This window comes from Curvibacter sp. EU05-FHT14A10 (assembly GCF_058791075.1).
On record NZ_JBYTDE010000024.1, the window covers coordinates 1 to 18,470 of the forward strand.

Below are 18,470 nucleotides of genomic sequence, written 5' to 3' on the forward strand. Positions count from 1 at the left end.
CAGCGTTCATCTCTTCTCTCCTTTCCCGGCATTCTCCGGGCTGAGCTATGAACTCCGAAATTCGAGGGCAACCTCAAGCTTCTTCCTTTGCTGCCGCGCGCGCTTCCATGCTGAACCGCTTTTGCGTCACACTGGCTTTGCCGATCTCGGCTGCATTCTTGAACAGCTTGTTGACGTCGACGTCCTTGGGATTGACGTCCAGATCCATCAGCAGGTTGAAAATCTTCTCCTGCGTCATGCGCACCACGGCAGCGCCCAGCTTGTCCTCCTCGTCGGGTGCAGCGTCGACCAGCGCCTTGGCCTGTTCGCCTGCCATCTTGAGCTGGGCCATGCGCTGTTCGAAAGGCGAGCCATAGCGCTGTATGGCCGACTTCGAGATGTCAGCACCACGGGCCTTGAGATCCGCTGCCAACTGCACGTAGTCGCCGAATCCGCGCCGCACCAGCTCGGCATCCAGCCATTCCTTGAGCTCGGGCGGGAGCGAGTGAACTTTGCTTCTCGGGGCCATGCTCAGACCTGGGTGATGCGCGGCCGCGCAACACCTGGCTGCGCGTCGATCGTGTACTCAACGAACTCGATGCCCGTGCGCGTGAGGTCAATCATCCAACGATCCAGCGGATCCTTTTCGATGCGCACCAGCTCGCGCGCTTCGAGGTAGTCCAGCTCACGGCGCACTTCCTGGTGTGTAGCATCCGGGTAAACCGATTGGATGATGGACAACAGTGCCTCGGTATAAATGCCAACCGGACGGGACACGTTCACTGCCGAGAGCAAATGCCAACGCACGGCTTCGCGCCGAGCGCGCAGCATGTCAGGCTGAAAATTCATAGTCACTTCCCTCCACTCTGATTGAGCACTGCTGCCTCTATGCGCAGCGCGAAATTGTCGAAACGCGTGTTGATCGTTCCGATTACCTGCACAAAGTCATCGCGGCGCACGTAGTCGCGCGCCAACTCGATTTGGTGCCTTAAGAAATCGCGCTCCAACTGGGCGGTGGCGTCGGCGTTGCGCTCTTGCGAGTCAGCCATCCTTTTCAGGGTGGCCGCTTGCGACTCGGCCGTTTGTTTCATGGCTGCAGTGAGCGCATCGAACCTATCGTTCAGGCGCCGCTCCTGTTGCACGCTCACCAGCTTGAACAGCGCCCACAACGCGGCAACTACGAGCGCGACAAGAGATATGACGTTGGTCAGAGTCAATTCAAAAACCATCGGGCACCTCAATTGCTCGCTGCTGCAGGCGCGCCGCAGACGGTGTGCACAAACGCCTGCAGACCGATCACCTGGTCGCGGAGACCATCAGCCTCTGCAGCCAGCTCTTGATACGCACCAGTGCTTTCTCCGAGTAGCTCTCGGGCGACGGAGGCGTCGCGAGTGCAGGCGGCAATGCCGGCATCTCCTGGCGCGTAGGAATGGGCGAGGCTGTTGAGACGGGCAATCTCGGCGCGCAGGCTGCGCACAGCAGTGTCAGCAGCAGCGGCGCGAGCCAGGCGCGCGGCCTCACGTTGAGCGTCAGCATCGGAGATCCTTTCGGCATTTCGGAATTTGATGGCGTTGTCCCGGGCCGTTGCTTCATTGCGGGCCGCTTCATCGGCGTCCCATGCGGATTGCACGCGAGCCGCTCCGCGTGCGTCGGCCGCGGTGATCAACGAATCACGCCAGGCGTAAATGCCGATGAGCGTGGCGCCCAACAGCACACAAGCAACGACGGTGCGGGCGCTCATGGCGTGGTGCTACCGAGGCACATGGCACGAAGGCGTTGACGGTCAGTCCAAACGCCCCTGCAGGTGCGGTTCTCGGGGTGACTGCACCGGTCCTGTGGTTTGTTGACTGGGCCGGCACGGTCATAGAGCAGGATCGCGTCGCATGCCCCTGAGTAATCGCCAGCCTGCAGGCGAGTCGCAATCGTGCTCGGGCCCGATCGGTCGCCGTTTTTGCAAACCGCAGTGGCCCCGACGTTGTAGGCCAAGCCGACCATGGCATCCCACTCGTATTGGTGCATGGGGGCAGACAGGCAGCGCTTGAGAACCAGCTCTTGTTCCGTCGCGTCGGTGCGAAGGCGCACCAGTGCGCGCACGGGAGTTGTGGTGTCACCGAACTTCACGCCAGTGGTGGTGCCGAATCCCAGCGTGGGAATGCTTTTGCCGTGAACAGGGTCAGCGTAGGCGCGATCGCTGTAGTCCTCGCGCTGGGCGATGTACACCAGGCCCGACGCAGAAAGCGCCAGGGCGGCTATTGCAATACGAGTTTTCTCCATGCACGGCAGGATGCCGCGCGCGCGTGATCAGGGGTAAATGGAGGGCCCCATTGTTTGATCTCTTAACTCGGGTGAGACCTAGTCAATTACGCTACTTGGTGGACGCGCAAGAAATCACTCGCGGAGCCACCGTTTGTAGGCCCACTGACGAAAATTCCGTGTCGTACGTTCGATCGTAGGGCCAAAACCGAACACGTATCTTGATCCTGCTGCCCTTGGTTATTGCCCCCAATAACTGAGGAACTTTTTCATCTGGAATCCGCACAGAGAATTGCCTGAATGGCGGTGCAAATTCAATAAGGCTTCCACCATCAGTCTTTACCCCAGTTCCCTCAAGAGCATGATGGAAAGGTGTGTTCTCGTGATCAGGTGTAGAGGCCTCAAACACTAACTGCGGCTTGTTCAAGTCACTTGAAGAAATCAGCCTAAGCCGTATGGGAAGAAGATCTTTGCGGCCGGAGATTTGCAAATACTGCTTGGAGGAGTACGCAATACAGTAGGACGTTCCGGTCATCGAGTCTTTGGACCGTTCATAACTCCATCCGGACTCGTCTTGCGTGTTGGTGTTTAAAGGCAGTTGGTTTGTTCGGCTGTTGGCTGGACATGCCGAGTCTTGATAGCTAACTTTTCCATCTGGCCCCACACACTTGTTCAGTGCAAATGCGGGCCCAAAAGGGAAGGCGGCTAGGACAACAAATGACACTTTCAGTGCATCAATTTTCCACCCAAAATAAGTTATCGGTTGCATGTCTGATCCTCGGCTCTGATGGGGTTCGGCTCCTTGCCAACACACAAGGTTTCAGCGTAGCGCCGAACTCGGAAAAGCTGATGCGAATCGAGGGCTATAACACGGGTGGTGTTGAATTGCCTGCTCATAAATTTCAAGACGTCCTCTTCGATTCCGTACTTCGACATGAGTCGTAGAACAAATCTCTGGTCCTCATTTACAGAAACCTTGGAGCGACCAGGCGGCACAGGAAAGCTGCGGGCATTCGAAACTTCGGCATTCTGAGTAAAGTTGTATACGTTATTCACGATGGTTACAGGCCCTTTAGCCTGTCCTAGTTGCACCGCGAAATCCCCCTGTGATTTTTGTTTTGGCAACAGCTTGCGCACCCACGCAAGCAGTCGCATCGATATCTCAGCCAACGCTCACTTCCCCCTTTTTACGTTCACCTTGCCGGTCGCATTGCCGATCTGAATTGCGTGATCACCGATGCTGTTCTGGCTGTTTGCTCCAGCACGAATCTTGTTCGGACTGGGTGAACCGCCAACAGAGTCAATCCGTGCAGCCAGCAAGGTGGCCGTTTGGATGAGGTTGACCCGAGCGGCGGGCCCACAGCGCCGATAGCAATCCAACAACGCCAACTCAGTGGCATCTGCAGCCGGTTGCGGACCATTCCGTACACCGGAAACCACAAACAAGACGTCCACGCCGATCTCATGCAGTTCGGACAGGTACTGCAGATCGGGAACGCGCTCACCAGCCTCGTACAAGACCTGAGTTTTTTTCGTCACCCCCGCCTTTTCGCTGAACGCGGTCTGAGTCATCCCCAGCCGATTCCGCTCTTCGCGCAGGCGACCTCCAAAAGAAACCGTTCGGTTCATCAAAAAGCCTTGACTGGTAACCAATCGGTGACCACAATAGAGCCAACAAATGCAAAAAAACACGCATCAACGCCAATTGATGCACACCAAACAGGACGCTCCAACATGCTCAAAAAACGTGCACAGGTCCGAGCTGAGTTCGCTCTCAAAGGCCAGTCGTACTCCGGCTGGGCCAAGGCCAACGGGTACAGCCCGAACATGGTCATCGCCATCGTGAACGACAGCGATGACTCCCCGCGCTATCCGTGCCGCCGCGGAGACGCACACAACATTGCTGTTCAGCTCGGAATCAAGGCGGGCCAGGTCTGCCGTCAAAACACTACCGCGGCCGCTTGAAATCGAGATTTGGAACGTCCAATGTCCAATGTATCAAATCTCTACGACCGGCTGGGGTTCAGGCGTGATGCCCCTGTGATTGGTGGCGACTACGCCGCGCATCGTCAAGCGCTTCAGCTAGTTCCTGAAGGATCCGATGGCTCGCCGTGTGAGCCGGTGTCCGACCAGGCTGCACAGCCTGGCGCCACACCTGAGAAATCTGGGGGCCATCAATGACCCCGTTCATTTCCAGCCGAGCAGTCACCTGCAGCAAGGCCTTGGCCACCGCGTCGATTCGTCCGGCCAGCTCGTCAAATTCCAGTTCGCTCATCGCTTCCTCCTGTGTGTCGATGGCCAAATTGTTCGGCAGCGACACGACCAGCACCAGCCCCACCGCGGCTATTTGTTTGGAAGCGCACACCGGAGGGCATTTCCAATGACTCGCCGCGACTGGAAACGGGCTCGCCCCAACAGCCTGGTGCACGCCTTGCGCCTGTGCAAGGAATACGCGCTGGAGCGTCATAACCTCAGCGTGGAGCGCATCGCAGACCGTATGGGCCAGAGCCATGACAGCGTTTACAAGTGGCTGGCCACCGGCCGCATGCCGGCCATCCTGATCCAGGCCTACGAGCACGCCTGCGGCTGCAGCTACGTCAGCACCTGGTTGGCCAGCTCCAACGGCCACATGGTGATCGCCATGCCCACCGGGCGTGCCGCTGGCCAGGTCGACATGGTCGAGCTCAACACCGGGTTTGCCTCTGCCCTGCAGCTGCTGACCGACTTCTACGCCAAGCCCGGCACCGACCCGGCTTCCACGCTAGCAGCCCTGCAGGCCCACCTGGGCCAGGTGGCCTGGCACCAGGCCAACGTGGCCCGCTTTTCCAACCCTGAGCTGGAGTTCGAATGACCACCAAGACCATCCCTCTGAAGGCGGTCCGCGACGCGCTGATGCTGGCTGTCATGCGCAGCAAACGTGCAGACATGCACCTTGGTCGCTATGCCGCCTTCAGCCAGTACCCCGTGCACAACGTGGCCTGCCGCGAAGCCATGCGGGGTGCTGCGCCTCAACCCTTCATGCATCTGAACTTCGGGCCTATGTACCGAGGCGAGCTGTACCGCCTGTTGCCCCGCGTGCGGTGCGAGTCGGGCCTGGCCGGCGTGCGCAAGATCTGGGGCGCCGGCCTGCGCGCCCTGCAGGCAGAGTTTGCGAATGGGGTGATGCGATGAGCTCCACCACCACTACCTACGAGCTAGCTGCCCCAGTCCGCAACACCTGCGAGCTGTTCCGCCTGCTGGCTGGGCATGAGCTGCTCGGCCTGGCCCCCGGCGAGATCGCCAGCGGCCTGGGCGTGGCCCCGAGCTGGGTCAGCAAGAACTTGCCGGCACTTGCCACTACCGGCTTTGTTGAGCAGGTGCAAGGCACCAACCGCTGGCGGCTTGGTGTGCAGTTTGTGCGCATCGCCACCACGGTGGCCACCAATCTCAACCAGGCCCGCCGCCAGCTTGACGACATCAGCCACCGCTATTCCGTTCCCCTGTAACCGCCACTGAATCGAGAACACCATGGCCAAGAAACCTACCCCAGCCCCTCTCAGCAAAGAAGTGGCTGTGAATGCTGAAGTGATCGCATCCGACTTCTCTGCCGCCAACGCCCTGGCCCTGATCACCCGTGAGACCGACGCTCGCACCCGCGCTGTCGCTACCCAGCTGGGCTACCAACTGCCCGCCGACTGCACTGACCCCGACCTGATCCAGCGCGACATTGCCGCGAACATGCGCCGCAGCGTGGAGGCATGCCTGGAAGTCGGACGCGGCCTGGCGGTGCTCAAAGCTGCGTGCCAACATGGGCAGTTTCTCTCACGGCTCGACGCCCTCGGGATCGATAGCAAGGTCGCAGCTCGCTTCATGCAGTCGGCAGTCAAATTTGCAAATGTCGCGACGTCGCGCCATTTGACAGATGCCATCGGTAGCCAATCCAAGCTCTTCGAGATGCTCGTCCTGGACGATGAGCAGATTGAAGAACTGGAGCTGACCGGCCAAACCGGCGAGCTGAGCCTGGACGACATCGCCACGATGTCGGTGAAGGAGTTGCGTGCAGCCCTGCGCGAGGAGCGCCAGGAGCACAAGGCCAACAAGCAACTGCTGCAGAAGAAGAACGACAAGATTGATCAGTTGGAGCTGGACCAGAAGCGCATCGCCATGATGCCGCCGGATAAAGAGCTGGCAGCACTGATGGATGAGGCAAACCGCATTGCCAAGGATGCGATAGGCGCCATCCGAGGCGGTGTGCGTGCGGCCCTGAAAGCCCTCAAGAACCGCCCGGATGACAACGCCGTGCTGATGGCCGGCCTGGTGGGCCAGATCCAGGCCGACCTCAATGCCCTGCGCCAAGAGTTCGACCTGCCCGACGTGAGCAACGCCGCCGACGCGCAGTTGGCCTCAGAAGTGGCCCAGTGGGCAGGAAAGTAACCCAGGCTACCCCGACCGCATGTCCATCAACCCCGTGATTGCCCAGCGCCTGGTCCTGGTGGCCCAAGAGGCTGCCGCTGCCGCCCCCGGTGGCAAGCAGGCGATCTACGCCGCAGCGTGCGCCGAGCTGCAGATCAGCCTGGCCACCTTGCACCGACATCTGAGGAAACTGACCGTGAAACCCGAACGCAAGCAGCGCAGCGATGCCGGTGAGGTGTCCCTGAGCCGTGAAGAGGCGGTGGCCATCAGCGCCATGCTGATGGTGAGCCATCGCAAGACCAACAAGCGCCTGATGTCCATCGGCCAAGCCGTCGAGGTGCTGCGCGCCAATGGCGAGGTGCGCGCCGAGCGCCAGGATCCAGATACCGGTGAACTGACCCCTCTGTCCGACAGCGCCATTGCCCGCGCTCTGCGCCAGTACGGCATGCACCCTGACCAGCTCAACCGGCCCACTCCGGCTGTCGAGCTCAAGAGCCTGCACCCGAACCACGTGTGGCAGATCGACGCCTCACTGTGCGTCCTGTACTACCTCAATGCCCGCACCGAGGCAGAGAGCGGCCTGCAGGTGATGGAGCGCGACAAGTTCTACAAGAACAAGCCCGCCAACCTCAAGCGCATCGAGTCGGACCGGGTCTGGTCCTACGAGGTGACCGACCACAACAGCGGTGCCATCGCCGTCAACTACGTGCTGGGCGCCGAGAGCGGTGCCAACCTGGCCGAGTCGTTCATGGCTGCCATCCAGGAGCGCGAAGCCGATCCGCTGCATGGTGTGCCCTTCATCCTGATGATGGACATGGGCAGCGCCAACACCAGCGGCATGTTTGCCAACCTGGCCAGGCGCCTGCAGGTCAAGTTGATCGCCCACGCCCCAGGCAACGCCCGTGCCACCGGCCAGGTCGAAAAGGCGCGTGACCTGATCGAACGCAGCTTCGAATCCGGCCTGCGCCTGCGTCCAGTTGGCAGCCTGGATGAACTCAACGCCCAGGCTCAACGCTGGGCCCGCTGGTTCAACGCCAACAAGGTGCACACCCGCCATGGCCGCACCCGGTACGAACAGTGGCTCACCATCACCCCTGAGCAGCTGCGCATTGCCCCGCCGCTGGAGGTGTGCCGCGAGCTGCTGACCCACACGCCCGTGTCGCGCAAGGTGCGCGACACCTTGACGGTCTCATTCAATAGCCGTGAGTACGACGTGCGCAACGTACCTGGTGTGATGGTGGGCGAGTCCCTGCAGATCGCCCTCAACCCCTATGCGCTGGACACGGCGGTGGTGGTGGACACCAATGCGGATGGCCTGGAAGTACTTCACAGCATTCCTCAGGTGGCCCGCAACGACGCCGGGTTCCGGGAAGATGCCAATGTCATTGGCGAGGACTGGGCACGCCCCTCCGACACCGCGCTTGACACCAACCGCAAGGAAGTCGAACGCTTCGCGATGGACGCGGACACCGATGCCGAGGCCGAGGCCAAGCGCAAGGCCAAGGCGCTGCCCTTCGGGGGCCGAATCGACCCCTTCAAGGTGGTCGACCAGGCGCCCGAACGCACCTTCCTGCCCAAGAAGGGTACCGACCTGGCCACCTCGACCACTACCCGCCAGGCCCCGGCCCGCGTGCTCTCGGTGTTCGAAGCCGCGGCCGAGCTGGTGCGCATGGGGGTGCAGATGTCCCGCGAGACCAGCGCCCAGTTGCGCGCCTGGTACCCCGATGGCGTGCCTGAAGACCAGCTGGACGATGTGCGCAACCGCCTCACGGTGCGCAGCGGCCTGCGCGTGGTGGCCGGGGGCGGCGCATGAGTCTCGCCGTCACCCTCAACGAACTGGGCGTGACCCAGGCCGAGCTGAGCAAGGCAAGCGGACTGAGCCGCTCCGCCACCAGCCGCCTGGTTGCCCACGGTACCTGGCCGGCACGTGGTGCTGTCCGGGCCCGCCAAAAGCTGGAGACGCTGCTGCGCGAGCGCGGCGCCACCGCTGACCAGGTGCTGGCAGCCCTGTTTGTGCAGCCCCTGAAAAAAGTTGACCCCGCCGAGTTGCACCTCGGCGAGGTCGTCCCCGAGAGCCCAGAACCAACCGAAACCCCTGAGGAGGTATCCATGCTACTGCAGAACGCTGCTTTGACCCCCGAGGCCCGCCGTCACTTCGGCTTGCCCCGCAACCCCTTCGTGGACGATGTCCAGTCGCCCGACGATGTGTTCCAGACCGCCAGCGTGCGCTACGTGCGCGCCACGCTGATGGACTGCGCCAGTCACCACGGCTTCGTGGCCATCGTGGGCGAATCCGGGGCCGGCAAGACCACCCTGGCCGAAGACCTGGAGGAGCGCATCAAGGCCGACCAGCGCGATGTGCTGATCATCCGGCCCTACGTGCTGGCCATGGAGGCCAACGACCAGAAGGGCAAGACCCTCAAGAGCAGCCACATCGCTGAAGCCATTGCCGCCGCGATGGACCCGCAGCTCAAGGTCAAGAGCAGCCCTGAGGCCCGGTTTGCCCAGGTGCACGCCCTGCTCAAGGCCAGCCGCCGCGCCGGCCGTCGCCACCTGCTGGTGATCGAGGAGGCCCACTGCCTGCCCACGGCCACCCTGAAGCACCTCAAGCGGTTCCTTGAGCTGAAAGACGGCATGCAGCGCCTGATCGGCGTCGCCCTGATCGGTCAGCCCGAGCTGCGCGACCGCCTGGGCAGCCAGAACGCCGAGGTGCGCGAGGTGATGCAGCGCTGCGAGGTGGTGGAGCTGGAACCCCTGGACGGTGAGCTGGAAGGCTACCTGCGCCACAAGTTCTCCCGCTTCGAGCTGAAGTTCGAAGACGTTTTCGCCGACGACGCTGCCGATGCGATCCGCGCCCGCCTGGTGCACATCCCACGCGGTGGCAAGGCCTCAGATGCCCGCAGCGAATGCCACCCCCTGGTGGTGAACAACCTGGTGTGCCGCGCCATGAACGCCGCCGCCAAGGCCGGCTGGCCGAAGGTTGACGCCCAGGTGGTTACCCACTGCTGAGGAGCACACCATGCCCAACAAAAGTCTCACCCAACATAAGCACACGCGCTGCGAGCAACTCGGCGTGTGCCAGGCCTACGGCACGTGCACCCAATGCCTGGTGGCACCTCTGCGCCATCCCTTCGCGCCTGGCGTAATTGAGGCGGCACACGAGCCTCGCAGTTTCGTCATAGCGGTCCGCTGCCTGGTGGTCTTGGCACTGATCTGCCTGGCTTCCGTCGTCTGGCTGTGCCTTGACCTGGCGGGGGCGTTCAACAACCTGTGGTTGCTGGCAGCATGAGCGAACTCTCATGCCCCATCTGCGGTACGGAGCTGACGATCGCGCAGCTCTTCGCCAACGACGAGTCGCAGCGTGCATTCGCGCAATTGGCCGAGATCTCGATCCCTCTCGGGTCTCGCGTGCTGCAGTACCTAACCTTGTTCACGCCAGCACGGCAACGGCTGACGATTCCCAAGCAGGTCAAGCTGCTGAGGCAACTGCTGCCTGACCTGAAACGCCAGGCCATCACCTTCAAGGGCCGCGACTGGAACGTACCGCTGCAGGCCTGGGCGTTGGGCATCGACCAGATGTTGGCTGCCAGGGATGCCGGCCGATTGGATCTCCCGATGGCCAGCCACGGCTACCTCTACGCCATCTTGGCCGGCATGGCCGATCGCGTGGAGGGCTCGGCCGAGGCCCAACGTGAGCAGGAGCGCCGTACCCCTGCCAGACAGGCCATGTCGAGCGCGCCGGGCCCGGTGAGTGTGGCTGCGGCCTTTACCGCCGCCGCAGCGCCTGCCTACACACCGCCCCCTGCACCAGCACCTGGCACCAGCCCGCTGGTGCGCCGCATGCGCGAGGAAATGGCCCGCAAGGCAACGCCTACCCCCAAAACCCCAGGAGACCCATCGTGACCAAACCCACCCATGAGCCCCGTGGCCGTCCGCGCTACACGCCCCAGGCCCGCCCGATCAACGCAGTGCCACCTGCCCAGTACGACGCTATGCACGCCCCCGTCTACAAGGCCACACCCGCCCCAGCCACCCGCACGGGTTCGCTGGACTTCAAGCGCATCGAGAGCCGCGGCTTTCGGTGCTGATAACGATTCAACAGGAGCTTTCATGAGCACTCAACCTAGCCCCGAAAGAAAGCAGGCCGACCTGCAGGCAATCAACGGCCTCTGCATTCAATTGCGGGAAATGCTGGCAAGCCACGAGCACGGCATCGCGATCACGGCCTTGCTGTCCACCCTTGTCGAACTGGGTATCGCGCACCCGTGCTGCACGCAGAGCATCGCCAACTTGATGATGCAAAACGCCATGGCCCTTGCCACAGCAGCCGCAGCTGCGCGCCCTGCGTCTGCGCCCGTTCACTGACTTAAAGAAGATCAAGATGACAACTGAACAAATCACCGGCTACTGGAAAGACGCGGCCGGCAACCTGATCCCCGAGTCCAAGGTCAAGGACATCGACAAGCTGCGCCACCAGGTGGTGACCGACCTGTGCCTGGCAGCCGAGGCCGCCCAGGCCGGCCTGCGCAAGTTCAAGCTCGACGCCATGCAGGAAGTGGCTGCCCTGGTAGCCACCAGCCTGGAGCAGTACGGTGTGAAGACCGGCGGCGAGAAGGGCAATGTCACCCTGATGTCGTTCGATGGCCATTACAAGCTGGTGCGCTCCATGCAGGACAAGCTGATGTTCGGCGAGCAGCTGATGGCGGCGAAGGCGCTGATCGACGAGTGCGTGCACGAGTGGAGCGAGGGCGCCAACGACAACATCCGGGTGCTTGTGAACCACGCCTTCCAGGCCGACAAGGAAGGCAAGATCAATGTGGGTCGGGTTTTGAACCTGCGCCGGGTCAACATCGACCACCCCAAGTGGCAGGCCGCCATGCAGGCCATTGCCGACAGCATGCAGACGGCCAGCACCAAGCCCTATATCCGCTTCTACAAGCGCTTGGGCGACACCCAGGAATACCAGCCGATCCCGCTGGACATCGCTGCGATCTGAGGAGGCAAGCCATGTTCAGCAACATGATCATCTATCGCATCGCCTCGACCTGGTCGGCCACACTGGACCAGGTTGAGTCTGCACTCGGCCAAGCCCGCTATGTGGCATGCACACCCAGCCAGGAGAAGTCCACCGGCTGGGTGGAGCCCCGTGGAGAGGCCCATGGCGCCCTGGTTGAGTCCATCGGCGGGCACTGGATCTTGAAGTTCATGGTCGAGGCCAAGGACGTCCCCAGTTCGGTCGTAGACCGCCAGGCAAAGATCGCCGCCGAGGAAATTGCTCAGGAGGTAGGCCGCAAGCCAGGCCGAAAGGAGCTCAAGGAAATCAAGGAAGAGGTCCGGAGCAAACTGCTGCCGATGGCGTTCTCGAAGCTCGGTGCCTCGTTGGTCTGGATCGATTGCAAAGCGCAGCTGCTGGTGATTGATGCGGCGAGCCAGGGGCACGCTGACGAGATCGTGACGGCCCTGGTTAAGTCCCTGGACGGCTTCGCCGTGGCCCTACTCGACACCCGTGTCAGCCCGGTGAGCGCCATGGCGCAGTGGCTGACCACGCAAGAGCCACCCGCAGGATTCGCCATTGAGCAAGAGTGCGAGCTCAAGGCCGCTGACGAGTCGAAGGCGGCGATCCGTTACACCCGCAGCCCCCTGGACACTGACGAGGTCAAGCAGCACATCGCGCAGGGCATGCTGCCCTCCCGCTTGGCTCTGAGCTGGGATGACCGCGCTTCGTTCCTGCTCACCGAGGGCATGCAGCTCAAGAAGGTCCACCTGCTGGATGTCGTGTTCGAGGGCAAGTCGGCCGATGACGGTGGTTTTGATGCTGATGTGGCTATTGCCACCGGGGAATTCGCCCAACTGCTGCCGGAACTGATCCAGGCCTTGGGCGGCGTGGCACTGACCCCAGCTGCGTCTGAGACGGCTGTGGGAGGGCATTGACCATGCCGACCAGCAACACCTCGACTGAGCGCCCAGCTCAGCTGCAGGCCAACCTGGCCGGCGCCTGGAAGACCGTGCTGACCTTCGATGCCGGCGACGATGCTGCCGGCGACAAGATTCAGCAGGGCGCACTCCTGCTGCATGAGGCCTCGCCCTCCACCAGCTATCGCATCACCACGCGGGATCGGTATCCGGTCGTGCTGTGCCACTTGGGTAAGAACACCTATGGCATTTGGATGAAGGCGCAGGAGGCTCAGCAATGAACCGAGAAGACGCCCTCAAGAAGATCAAGAAGTGCCTGGCCCTGAGCCGCAGTGCCGAGTCGCATGAGGCCGCAGCCGCGTTGCGCCAGGCGCAGAAGCTCATGGAGCAGTTCAACCTGCAAGAAGGCGAAATCGCCCTGGCCGACGTGCGCGAGGTGCGCGTCAAGGCCGTCAGCGCTGCCGCCAACCTCTGGGAGGTGCGCCTGGCCAACCTGGTAGCCGATGCCTTCGGGTGCGAGAAATTCAGCCAGCTTGTGGGCGCCTACAACGCCGCTGGCAACTGGACCCGCTCACGCTATTACGTCTTCGTCGGGGTGGATGCTGCTGCGGATGTTTCGGGCTATGCGTTCGAAGTGCTGTCGCGCCAATGTGCCCGGGACCGACTGGCACACATTGGTCGGCAGCCCAAGAACTGCAAGGCCATCACCAAGACGGCCCGTGGCGATGCGTTCGCCAAAGGCTGGGTGCTGGCAGTGCAGGCGCTGGTCGAGCGCTTCAGTCGCAGTACCGCCAATGAAACCCTGCTGCTGCAGTACCTCGAAGCCAAGCATCCGGACCTGGCCAATGAGAAGACTCGCGATGCCACCCGTGCCCGCAAGACTGACTTGGGGCACTACATGGCTGGCCACAAGGCTGGCGAGAAGGCTCGGCTGCACCACGGCATGGGGGTCAACACCCCGCAAGCACGTCTTGCTTGAACCCAATACCTCCCTGGTCGGCCTTGCCGACTTTCCCCTCGGCCTGGCTGAGGGGCTTTTTCAAAGCTCACCACGGTGGTGGGCTTCGCAAAGGAAAGGACACCCCATGACACTCAAAGTGACCAGGACAGCGCAGCGCACCACCATCCGTGCGACGGGGGCCGATGCTGCTCGGTTGATGAACGCGCTCGCCACCCGGGGATCTCGGGAGAGTCTCGAAAGCATCGTCGGCGGCCTGAATCCCGTCCCAAAACGTCCCAATTCGCAAATGCAGGCATCCGGTGCGGCTGAGGCCTCCAGCGGCTCTAACGCGTCTCTTTTGGGTGCAGCATGAAATCGGTCAAAAACGGTGTTGAAACCGTGGGTGCGGTGACCGGCATGGCGGGGGCTCTGCTGCTGGCCATGCCCGCGCTACCTGGTTGGGGATTCAGCGCCTTCCTGGTCAGCAATGCGGCCTGGTTGGTGTTCAGTGCGCAGCGTCGTCTCTGGCGCATGTTCGCCCAGCAATGCGTGTTCCTGGTCTCCAGCCTGCTGGGTCTGTGGAATTGGTGGCTTGGCCCTTTGTTACTGGGGGCAGCATGAGCTCGCAGCACATCGCCGCCATCCACGTGCTCAAAGCCAAGCTGTCGCTTACCGATGACGACTACCGTGCGCTGCTCAAGGGGCTCACGCAGCGGACCAGTACCACCGAGATGACGGACACGCAGCGTCAGGCAGTGCGTGATCACATGCAGCACCTGGCAGAACGCATGGGTGTCGTGCCCGCACAGACACGGCATCGGCCGCTGACCCGGGAGCAGTTCGCAAAATCCAAGGCTGCGGCCAGCCCCCGGGAACGCAAGGTCTGGGCCCTTTGGCACCAACTGGTGCGCGATGGCCTGGTCAACAACCCCAGCCGGGCTGCGCTCAATGCATGGGTCGAACGCCAGGTCGGCGTGAGCGCACTGCAGTTTGCGACCTCTGCCCAGCTCGACACGCTGATCGAGGCGTTGAAGGCCTGGCAGGCCAGAGGAGCAGACCATGGTTGATATGTTCGAACGTCGGGACCTCGCTGAGCTGACTGCAGATGAGATCGCCCCGTTGGAGGCGCTGATGCCGAGAGCATGGCCCGACACCTGGCGCGAATTCGCGACCAGCCACTACATCACGCTGTTGTCGGCCCCCGGCTCCAATGCAGTCGAGAGCTCTGCTCTGGCGCGCCTGGCTGTTGCGTTGACCCTGGGCCTGGCCCAAGACCTCGGCGGTACCCAACCTTATATTCCCGTGGGCGCTATGCTTGCGGCCAGCGCCAAGGCCCGCATGGCGATCGAGCTGCTCGCGAAACGGGCCAGTTACAAGGCGGTGGCGGACGCGACAGGTTTGACGGAGTCGCGCGTGCGCCAGATTGAATCAGAATGGCGCCGACAGCAGATCGCAGCGCGCCAAGGCCAATTGCCGCTGTAGCTCCCCGTAGCCGCCCTGGCCACTGACCTGAGCCCCGCCTGCCTCGTGCGCGCGGGGCTTTTCTTTTGCTGCGTTTCTCTGGAGGCCTCGATTTAGCGCGCGAGGCCGCGCCGCGCGACAGTGCGGACATGCCCTCCAAACAGACCGCCACTGCAACGCCACCAGCCACGCTGCCCTCAGGCATCGAGATCTTCCGTGCCGGCCGTCACATCGACGACGCCGGAAACGTGCACCAGTTCTCCGAGGCCGATGTTGCGGCCATGGCTGCCGGCTACAACCCGGCCGTGCGTGAGGCGCCTTTGACCATCGGACATCCCAAAGACAACCTGCCGGCCTACGGCTGGGTCCAATCGATGAGCCATGACGGCGGAGTGCTGAAGATCACGCCGCACAACGTCGAGCCGCAGTTTGCCGAGATGGTCTCCTCTCGACGTTTCCCGAAGCGCAGCGCCTCGTTCTACCCGCCCCAGTCCCCGAACAACCCGACCCCCGGGAAGTGGTACCTGCGCCACGTCGCATTCTTGGGCGCGCAGCCGCCAGCCATTGCTGGCCTCAAAGACATCCAGTTTTCCGAAGGCGACGCCGACAGCGCGGCCGTCTGTTTCTCCGAACCCGTTTCTGAACCCGTCACAACACAGGAGCCTGACGACATGAGCAAAGAGTTGCAAGAACAGCTGGATAAGGCACAGGCCGCCCTGGCCGCCGCCAATGAAGCTACCGCCAAGGCGAAAAAGGACGCCGACACTGCCAACAAGGCGAGGGAGGACGCCGAGGCACAGGCCGCATCGTTCGCTGAAAAAGCAAAGACCGACCGCCACGCGGGCTTTGTCTCGTTCGCCGAGGCGCAGGTCCGAGCCGGCCGTCTGCTGCCGAAAGACAAAGCGATGGCTGTGGCCACGCTGGAGGCCCTCTCGGACGCTGCCCCTGTGGAGTTCTCCGAAGGCGACACGACTCGCAAGGTCGGCCCCGCGCAGTGGCTGCAGGACCTCATCTCCGCCGCCAAGCCCGTCGTCAACTTCGGCGAATTTGGGGGGGGCGCCCGCCAACAGGGCAGCCAGGCCGGTCAAGCCGCGGGCAAGTCCGACGCCGAAATCGACAGCGCCGCCAAGGCCTGGTCGAAGCAGCACAACGTGAGCTACAGCGAAGCGCTGACGGCCGTTACCGCCAGCTTCACCAGCTGATCCCCGTTCCCCGATCGACGAAACAAGGAAGACCACCACCATGGCAATGACCGCAGCCGAGATCCGGCTCAAGCAAAACCCCATCCTGACCAGCCTGCTGCTGGGCATGGGCCAGGGCACGTTCGTCGCTGAACGTCTGTTCCCGCGCCTGCCCCAGACCCTGTCCAGTGTCTCGCTGGCCAAGTTGGGTGATGAGCGCCTGCGCCGCTACAACCTGCGCCGGGCGCCGGGCGGACCGACCAAGCGCATCAACATCAAGTTCGAGGGCGTCACCTACTCCGTTGACCAATATGCGGTTGATGTGCCCATGCCGCGCGAGCTGCTGCGCGAGGCCGACGAGAGCCGCAAGCTGAACGTGGGCAACTACCTGGACGTGAGCCGCATCGCGATGACGACGGCCAATGATGTCCTGAGCCTGGACTACGAGATCGAGGTGGCCACGCTGGCCACCAGCGTCGGCACCTATGCCGCGGGGCATGTCGTCGCGCTGGCTGGTGGGACCAAGTGGTCGGCCAGCACGGGCACACCGGTGACCGACATCCGTGCCGCCGCTGACGTCATCCGCAAGAAGATCGGCAAGCGCCCCAACCGCCTGACGCTGTCGGCGGACGCCTTCAATGCGATCACAACCAACGCCGAGGTCAAGGGCTACTTGCCGAGCTCCAACCTGGGCCCGGCCACCATCGACCAGCTCAAGACCATTTTGAATGTGGCGGACATCGTGGTCGGCGACGCGGTTTGGATCGACGAGACCGACACCGGCCGCGATGTCTGGGGCAACAACGCGGTGCTGGCCTACGTGCCCAACATTGGCAGCAACGGCACGGACATCAGCCTGGCTGAACCCGGCTTCGGCTTCACCAACGTGATCGAGGGCCACCCGTTCGCAGAGACGCCCTACTACGACCCGGGCCTCAAGTCCTGGGTGTACGGCGCCACGTTCGAGCGCCGGCCGAACGTCGCCTACAACAACGCCGCGTTTCTGTTCCAGAACCCGAAGTAACAACCCACCGAGAGCGAAGTCGCCCCCCGGCCCGGAGATCGGGCCGGGGTTGGACGCCAGCACTCATTGAAGGACACCACAACATGCCAAAACTGATCGCATTGGTCGCCACGGCAGTGATCATCAACGGCGAACGCACGGTCATCCAGCCTGGAGGCGAGCTGCCCGAGCTCTCCCGGCACGACACCCGTGAGCTGCTCGCGGCCGGCGCCATCGAGGACTTGAGCGCCAGTCTCAAGGCCGAGCAACAGCTGACCTTCGACGAGGCCAAGGCCCTGGCCGAGTTCGAGCAAGCCCGCAAAGACGTTCAGGCGGCCGACGCCTCCATTGCTCCGGCCCCGGACAACACCAAGCAGGGCTCCGCAGCCGCGGATGCCTCGACCAGTACCACTGCAACCAAGGTGCCGACCACGGCCCGCAAAGCCGGCAAGTAACCGGTCAGGAGCAATTTCATGCCATCGCAAAACAACACCGGCCGCCAATACGACAAGCAGCACGCCACCACGCTGGTCGCTCTTGTCGCCCTGGCTGCCTGCCGCTTTGTCGCGTATGACGGCGGCTACCCCACCACGGCAGGCGGCGCCAAGGACGTCCAGGGCGTGACCGAAAGCGCGGCCGATGCCGGCGATGCCGTCCCTGTGGTCACCAGCTACAGCTACCTGGTCGAAGCTGGCGAGGCCTTTGCCTTCGGCGCGTTCGTCAAGCCGGATGCGACCGGCCGGGCCATCACCGGCTCTGCAGCGGAGCATTGCGGCCGGGCCCTGGGCGCTGCCACGCAAGCCGGCCAGCTCGTCGAGATCCAGATCTACAAGCACGTGCACGCCTGAGCGCCATGAACTACGCCGTCGTCCAGGATCTCGTTGACAGATACGGTGAGCCCGAGCTCGTCGCGCTTACAGACCCCGACCTGCAGGCGGTCAATGTGGGCCGCGTCGAGCGCGCGATCGCCGATGCTCAGGCGTTCGCTGACGGGTTCCTGGGCGTCGTGTTTGCTCTGCCGCTGACTGGCTGCACCGTCCCAGCTCCGGTGCCTGGCAATCCATCTGCCACCGCGCTGGTGCCGCCCCCGCAGCTTGTGCGCATCGTGTCCGACGTGGCGCGCTACTACCTGCATTCCGACCTGGCGCCCGAGCATGAGGTTTACCTGCGCTACAAGGCCGCTGAACGAGAGCTGCAGCAGATCGCCGAAGGGCGCTCAGTGCTGGTTTGCCCCTGGGGCGGTCAGCCTGGTCAGATCGTCTCTGGTGAGGCCCCGGGCGAGGCCGAGGTGTACTTCGGGGGCGGCCGGCGCCAGATCACAGACGACGCATTGCGGGGGTTCGCTTGA

General features: G+C 62.9%; 33 protein-coding genes. 24 read left to right on the forward strand and 9 right to left on the reverse strand.

Annotated features, from left to right (window positions below; genetic code table 11):
* Positions 1-73: 73 nt before the first annotated feature.
* From AC3WUT_RS27400 to AC3WUT_RS27435, 8 genes are all read right to left on the reverse strand, one after another.
* Positions 74-508 carry a phage protein Gp27 family protein gene (locus tag AC3WUT_RS27400; RefSeq protein ID WP_492350226.1) on the reverse strand — a complete coding sequence of 145 codons (435 nt, stop codon included), beginning with the start codon at positions 506-508 and terminating at the stop codon, positions 74-76.
* 2 nt (positions 509-510) lie between these two features.
* A complete protein-coding gene (locus tag AC3WUT_RS27405) occupies positions 511-828 on the reverse strand; it encodes a hypothetical protein (protein WP_492350227.1) in 318 nt (105 codons plus the stop codon).
* Positions 829-830: 2 nt separating this feature from the next.
* Positions 831-1,208, reverse strand: a complete 378-nt coding sequence (locus AC3WUT_RS27410) for a hypothetical protein (protein ID WP_492350228.1) — start codon at positions 1,206-1,208, stop codon at positions 831-833.
* An 8-nt stretch (positions 1,209-1,216) separates the two neighbouring features.
* Positions 1,217-1,720: a hypothetical protein gene (locus AC3WUT_RS27415; RefSeq protein ID WP_492350229.1), complete on the reverse strand. Its 504-nt coding sequence runs from the start codon at positions 1,718-1,720 to the stop codon at positions 1,217-1,219.
* Positions 1,717-2,253 carry a glycoside hydrolase family protein gene (locus tag AC3WUT_RS27420; protein WP_492350230.1) on the reverse strand — a complete coding sequence of 179 codons (537 nt, stop codon included), beginning with the start codon at positions 2,251-2,253 and terminating at the stop codon, positions 1,717-1,719. Before AC3WUT_RS27420 ends, AC3WUT_RS27415 begins: the two co-directional genes overlap by 4 nt.
* Before the next feature lie 91 nt (positions 2,254-2,344).
* A complete protein-coding gene (locus AC3WUT_RS27425) occupies positions 2,345-3,001 on the reverse strand; it encodes a DUF4124 domain-containing protein (protein WP_492350231.1) in 657 nt (218 codons plus the stop codon).
* Positions 2,989-3,387: a hypothetical protein gene (locus tag AC3WUT_RS27430; protein ID WP_492350232.1), complete on the reverse strand. Its 399-nt coding sequence runs from the start codon at positions 3,385-3,387 to the stop codon at positions 2,989-2,991. Before AC3WUT_RS27430 ends, AC3WUT_RS27425 begins: the two co-directional genes overlap by 13 nt.
* A gap of 18 nt (positions 3,388-3,405) precedes the next feature.
* Complete coding sequence (locus tag AC3WUT_RS27435; RefSeq protein WP_492350233.1) at positions 3,406-3,861, reverse strand: helix-turn-helix domain-containing protein; 456 nt, start codon at positions 3,859-3,861, stop codon at positions 3,406-3,408.
* A gap of 105 nt (positions 3,862-3,966) precedes the next feature.
* Between AC3WUT_RS27435 and AC3WUT_RS27440 the strand changes: the two genes are divergently transcribed.
* Positions 3,967-4,197: a helix-turn-helix domain-containing protein gene (locus AC3WUT_RS27440; RefSeq protein WP_492350234.1), complete on the forward strand. Its 231-nt coding sequence runs from the start codon at positions 3,967-3,969 to the stop codon at positions 4,195-4,197.
* Positions 4,198-4,255: 58 nt separating this feature from the next.
* Here AC3WUT_RS27440 and AC3WUT_RS27445 read toward each other — a convergent pair whose 3' ends face one another.
* Positions 4,256-4,597 carry a hypothetical protein gene (locus AC3WUT_RS27445; protein ID WP_492350235.1) on the reverse strand — a complete coding sequence of 114 codons (342 nt, stop codon included), beginning with the start codon at positions 4,595-4,597 and terminating at the stop codon, positions 4,256-4,258.
* Between the two features lie 15 nt (positions 4,598-4,612).
* On the opposite strand from AC3WUT_RS27445, the gene AC3WUT_RS27450 reads away from it, so the two are divergent.
* The 23 genes from AC3WUT_RS27450 to AC3WUT_RS27560 all read left to right on the forward strand — a co-directional run bounded on the left by AC3WUT_RS27450 (position 4,613) and on the right by AC3WUT_RS27560 (position 18,470).
* Positions 4,613-5,083: a hypothetical protein gene (locus AC3WUT_RS27450; protein WP_492350236.1), complete on the forward strand. Its 471-nt coding sequence runs from the start codon at positions 4,613-4,615 to the stop codon at positions 5,081-5,083.
* Positions 5,080-5,403 carry a hypothetical protein gene (locus AC3WUT_RS27455; protein WP_492350237.1) on the forward strand — a complete coding sequence of 108 codons (324 nt, stop codon included), beginning with the start codon at positions 5,080-5,082 and terminating at the stop codon, positions 5,401-5,403. Before AC3WUT_RS27450 ends, AC3WUT_RS27455 begins: the two co-directional genes overlap by 4 nt.
* Positions 5,400-5,717: a transcriptional regulator gene (locus AC3WUT_RS27460; RefSeq protein ID WP_492350238.1), complete on the forward strand. Its 318-nt coding sequence runs from the start codon at positions 5,400-5,402 to the stop codon at positions 5,715-5,717. The genes AC3WUT_RS27455 and AC3WUT_RS27460 overlap by 4 nt, the downstream gene beginning before the upstream one ends.
* Before the next feature lie 22 nt (positions 5,718-5,739).
* On the forward strand, positions 5,740-6,645 hold the full coding sequence (locus AC3WUT_RS27465) for a hypothetical protein (RefSeq protein ID WP_492350239.1): 906 nt from the start codon (positions 5,740-5,742) through the stop codon (positions 6,643-6,645).
* Between the two features lie 19 nt (positions 6,646-6,664).
* Positions 6,665-8,437 (forward strand): integrase, encoded by a 1,773-nt coding sequence (locus tag AC3WUT_RS27470; protein WP_492350240.1) that lies wholly within the window; start codon positions 6,665-6,667, stop codon positions 8,435-8,437.
* Positions 8,434-9,633 (forward strand): ExeA family protein, encoded by a 1,200-nt coding sequence (locus AC3WUT_RS27475; protein WP_492350241.1) that lies wholly within the window; start codon positions 8,434-8,436, stop codon positions 9,631-9,633. Before AC3WUT_RS27470 ends, AC3WUT_RS27475 begins: the two co-directional genes overlap by 4 nt.
* A 10-nt stretch (positions 9,634-9,643) precedes the next feature.
* Positions 9,644-9,913, forward strand: coding sequence for a hypothetical protein (locus AC3WUT_RS27480; RefSeq protein ID WP_492350242.1), 270 nt, complete (start codon positions 9,644-9,646; stop codon positions 9,911-9,913).
* Entirely contained in the window at positions 9,910-10,527 is a 618-nt protein-coding gene (locus tag AC3WUT_RS27485; protein WP_492350243.1) for an HI_1489 N-terminal domain-containing protein, read from the forward strand. The genes AC3WUT_RS27480 and AC3WUT_RS27485 overlap by 4 nt, the downstream gene beginning before the upstream one ends.
* Positions 10,524-10,712: a hypothetical protein gene (locus AC3WUT_RS27490; RefSeq protein ID WP_492350244.1), complete on the forward strand. Its 189-nt coding sequence runs from the start codon at positions 10,524-10,526 to the stop codon at positions 10,710-10,712. Before AC3WUT_RS27485 ends, AC3WUT_RS27490 begins: the two co-directional genes overlap by 4 nt.
* A 22-nt stretch (positions 10,713-10,734) precedes the next feature.
* Entirely contained in the window at positions 10,735-10,989 is a 255-nt protein-coding gene (locus tag AC3WUT_RS27495; RefSeq protein ID WP_492350245.1) for a hypothetical protein, read from the forward strand.
* A 16-nt stretch (positions 10,990-11,005) separates the two neighbouring features.
* Positions 11,006-11,620 carry a DUF3164 family protein gene (locus AC3WUT_RS27500; protein ID WP_492350246.1) on the forward strand — a complete coding sequence of 205 codons (615 nt, stop codon included), beginning with the start codon at positions 11,006-11,008 and terminating at the stop codon, positions 11,618-11,620.
* An 11-nt stretch (positions 11,621-11,631) separates the two neighbouring features.
* Positions 11,632-12,555, forward strand: a complete 924-nt coding sequence (locus AC3WUT_RS27505) for a recombination-associated protein RdgC (protein ID WP_492350247.1) — start codon at positions 11,632-11,634, stop codon at positions 12,553-12,555.
* 2 nt (positions 12,556-12,557) lie between these two features.
* Positions 12,558-12,818 carry a hypothetical protein gene (locus AC3WUT_RS27510; protein WP_492350248.1) on the forward strand — a complete coding sequence of 87 codons (261 nt, stop codon included), beginning with the start codon at positions 12,558-12,560 and terminating at the stop codon, positions 12,816-12,818.
* Complete coding sequence (locus AC3WUT_RS27515) at positions 12,815-13,516, forward strand: DUF7168 domain-containing protein (protein WP_492350249.1); 702 nt, start codon at positions 12,815-12,817, stop codon at positions 13,514-13,516. The genes AC3WUT_RS27510 and AC3WUT_RS27515 overlap by 4 nt, the downstream gene beginning before the upstream one ends.
* A 106-nt stretch (positions 13,517-13,622) precedes the next feature.
* A complete protein-coding gene (locus AC3WUT_RS27520) occupies positions 13,623-13,850 on the forward strand; it encodes a hypothetical protein (RefSeq protein WP_492350250.1) in 228 nt (75 codons plus the stop codon).
* Positions 13,847-14,098 (forward strand): hypothetical protein, encoded by a 252-nt coding sequence (locus AC3WUT_RS27525; RefSeq protein WP_492350251.1) that lies wholly within the window; start codon positions 13,847-13,849, stop codon positions 14,096-14,098. Before AC3WUT_RS27520 ends, AC3WUT_RS27525 begins: the two co-directional genes overlap by 4 nt.
* Positions 14,095-14,544: a regulatory protein GemA gene (locus tag AC3WUT_RS27530; RefSeq protein ID WP_492350252.1), complete on the forward strand. Its 450-nt coding sequence runs from the start codon at positions 14,095-14,097 to the stop codon at positions 14,542-14,544. The genes AC3WUT_RS27525 and AC3WUT_RS27530 overlap by 4 nt, the downstream gene beginning before the upstream one ends.
* A complete protein-coding gene (locus AC3WUT_RS27535; protein WP_492350253.1) occupies positions 14,537-14,959 on the forward strand; it encodes a hypothetical protein in 423 nt (140 codons plus the stop codon). Before AC3WUT_RS27530 ends, AC3WUT_RS27535 begins: the two co-directional genes overlap by 8 nt.
* A gap of 65 nt (positions 14,960-15,024) precedes the next feature.
* Positions 15,025-16,140 (forward strand): hypothetical protein, encoded by a 1,116-nt coding sequence (locus AC3WUT_RS27540; protein WP_492350254.1) that lies wholly within the window; start codon positions 15,025-15,027, stop codon positions 16,138-16,140.
* Positions 16,141-16,180: 40 nt separating this feature from the next.
* Positions 16,181-17,143: a major capsid protein gene (locus AC3WUT_RS27545; RefSeq protein WP_492350255.1), complete on the forward strand. Its 963-nt coding sequence runs from the start codon at positions 16,181-16,183 to the stop codon at positions 17,141-17,143.
* Positions 17,144-17,226: 83 nt separating this feature from the next.
* The gene (locus tag AC3WUT_RS27550) at positions 17,227-17,577 is read left to right on the forward strand and encodes a hypothetical protein (protein WP_492350256.1); all 351 of its coding nucleotides are present in this window, start codon (positions 17,227-17,229) and stop codon (positions 17,575-17,577) included.
* Between the two features lie 18 nt (positions 17,578-17,595).
* On the forward strand, positions 17,596-17,970 hold the full coding sequence (locus AC3WUT_RS27555; protein WP_492350257.1) for a DUF2190 family protein: 375 nt from the start codon (positions 17,596-17,598) through the stop codon (positions 17,968-17,970).
* Between the two features lie 5 nt (positions 17,971-17,975).
* Positions 17,976-18,470 carry a gp436 family protein gene (locus AC3WUT_RS27560; protein ID WP_492350258.1) on the forward strand — a complete coding sequence of 165 codons (495 nt, stop codon included), beginning with the start codon at positions 17,976-17,978 and terminating at the stop codon, positions 18,468-18,470.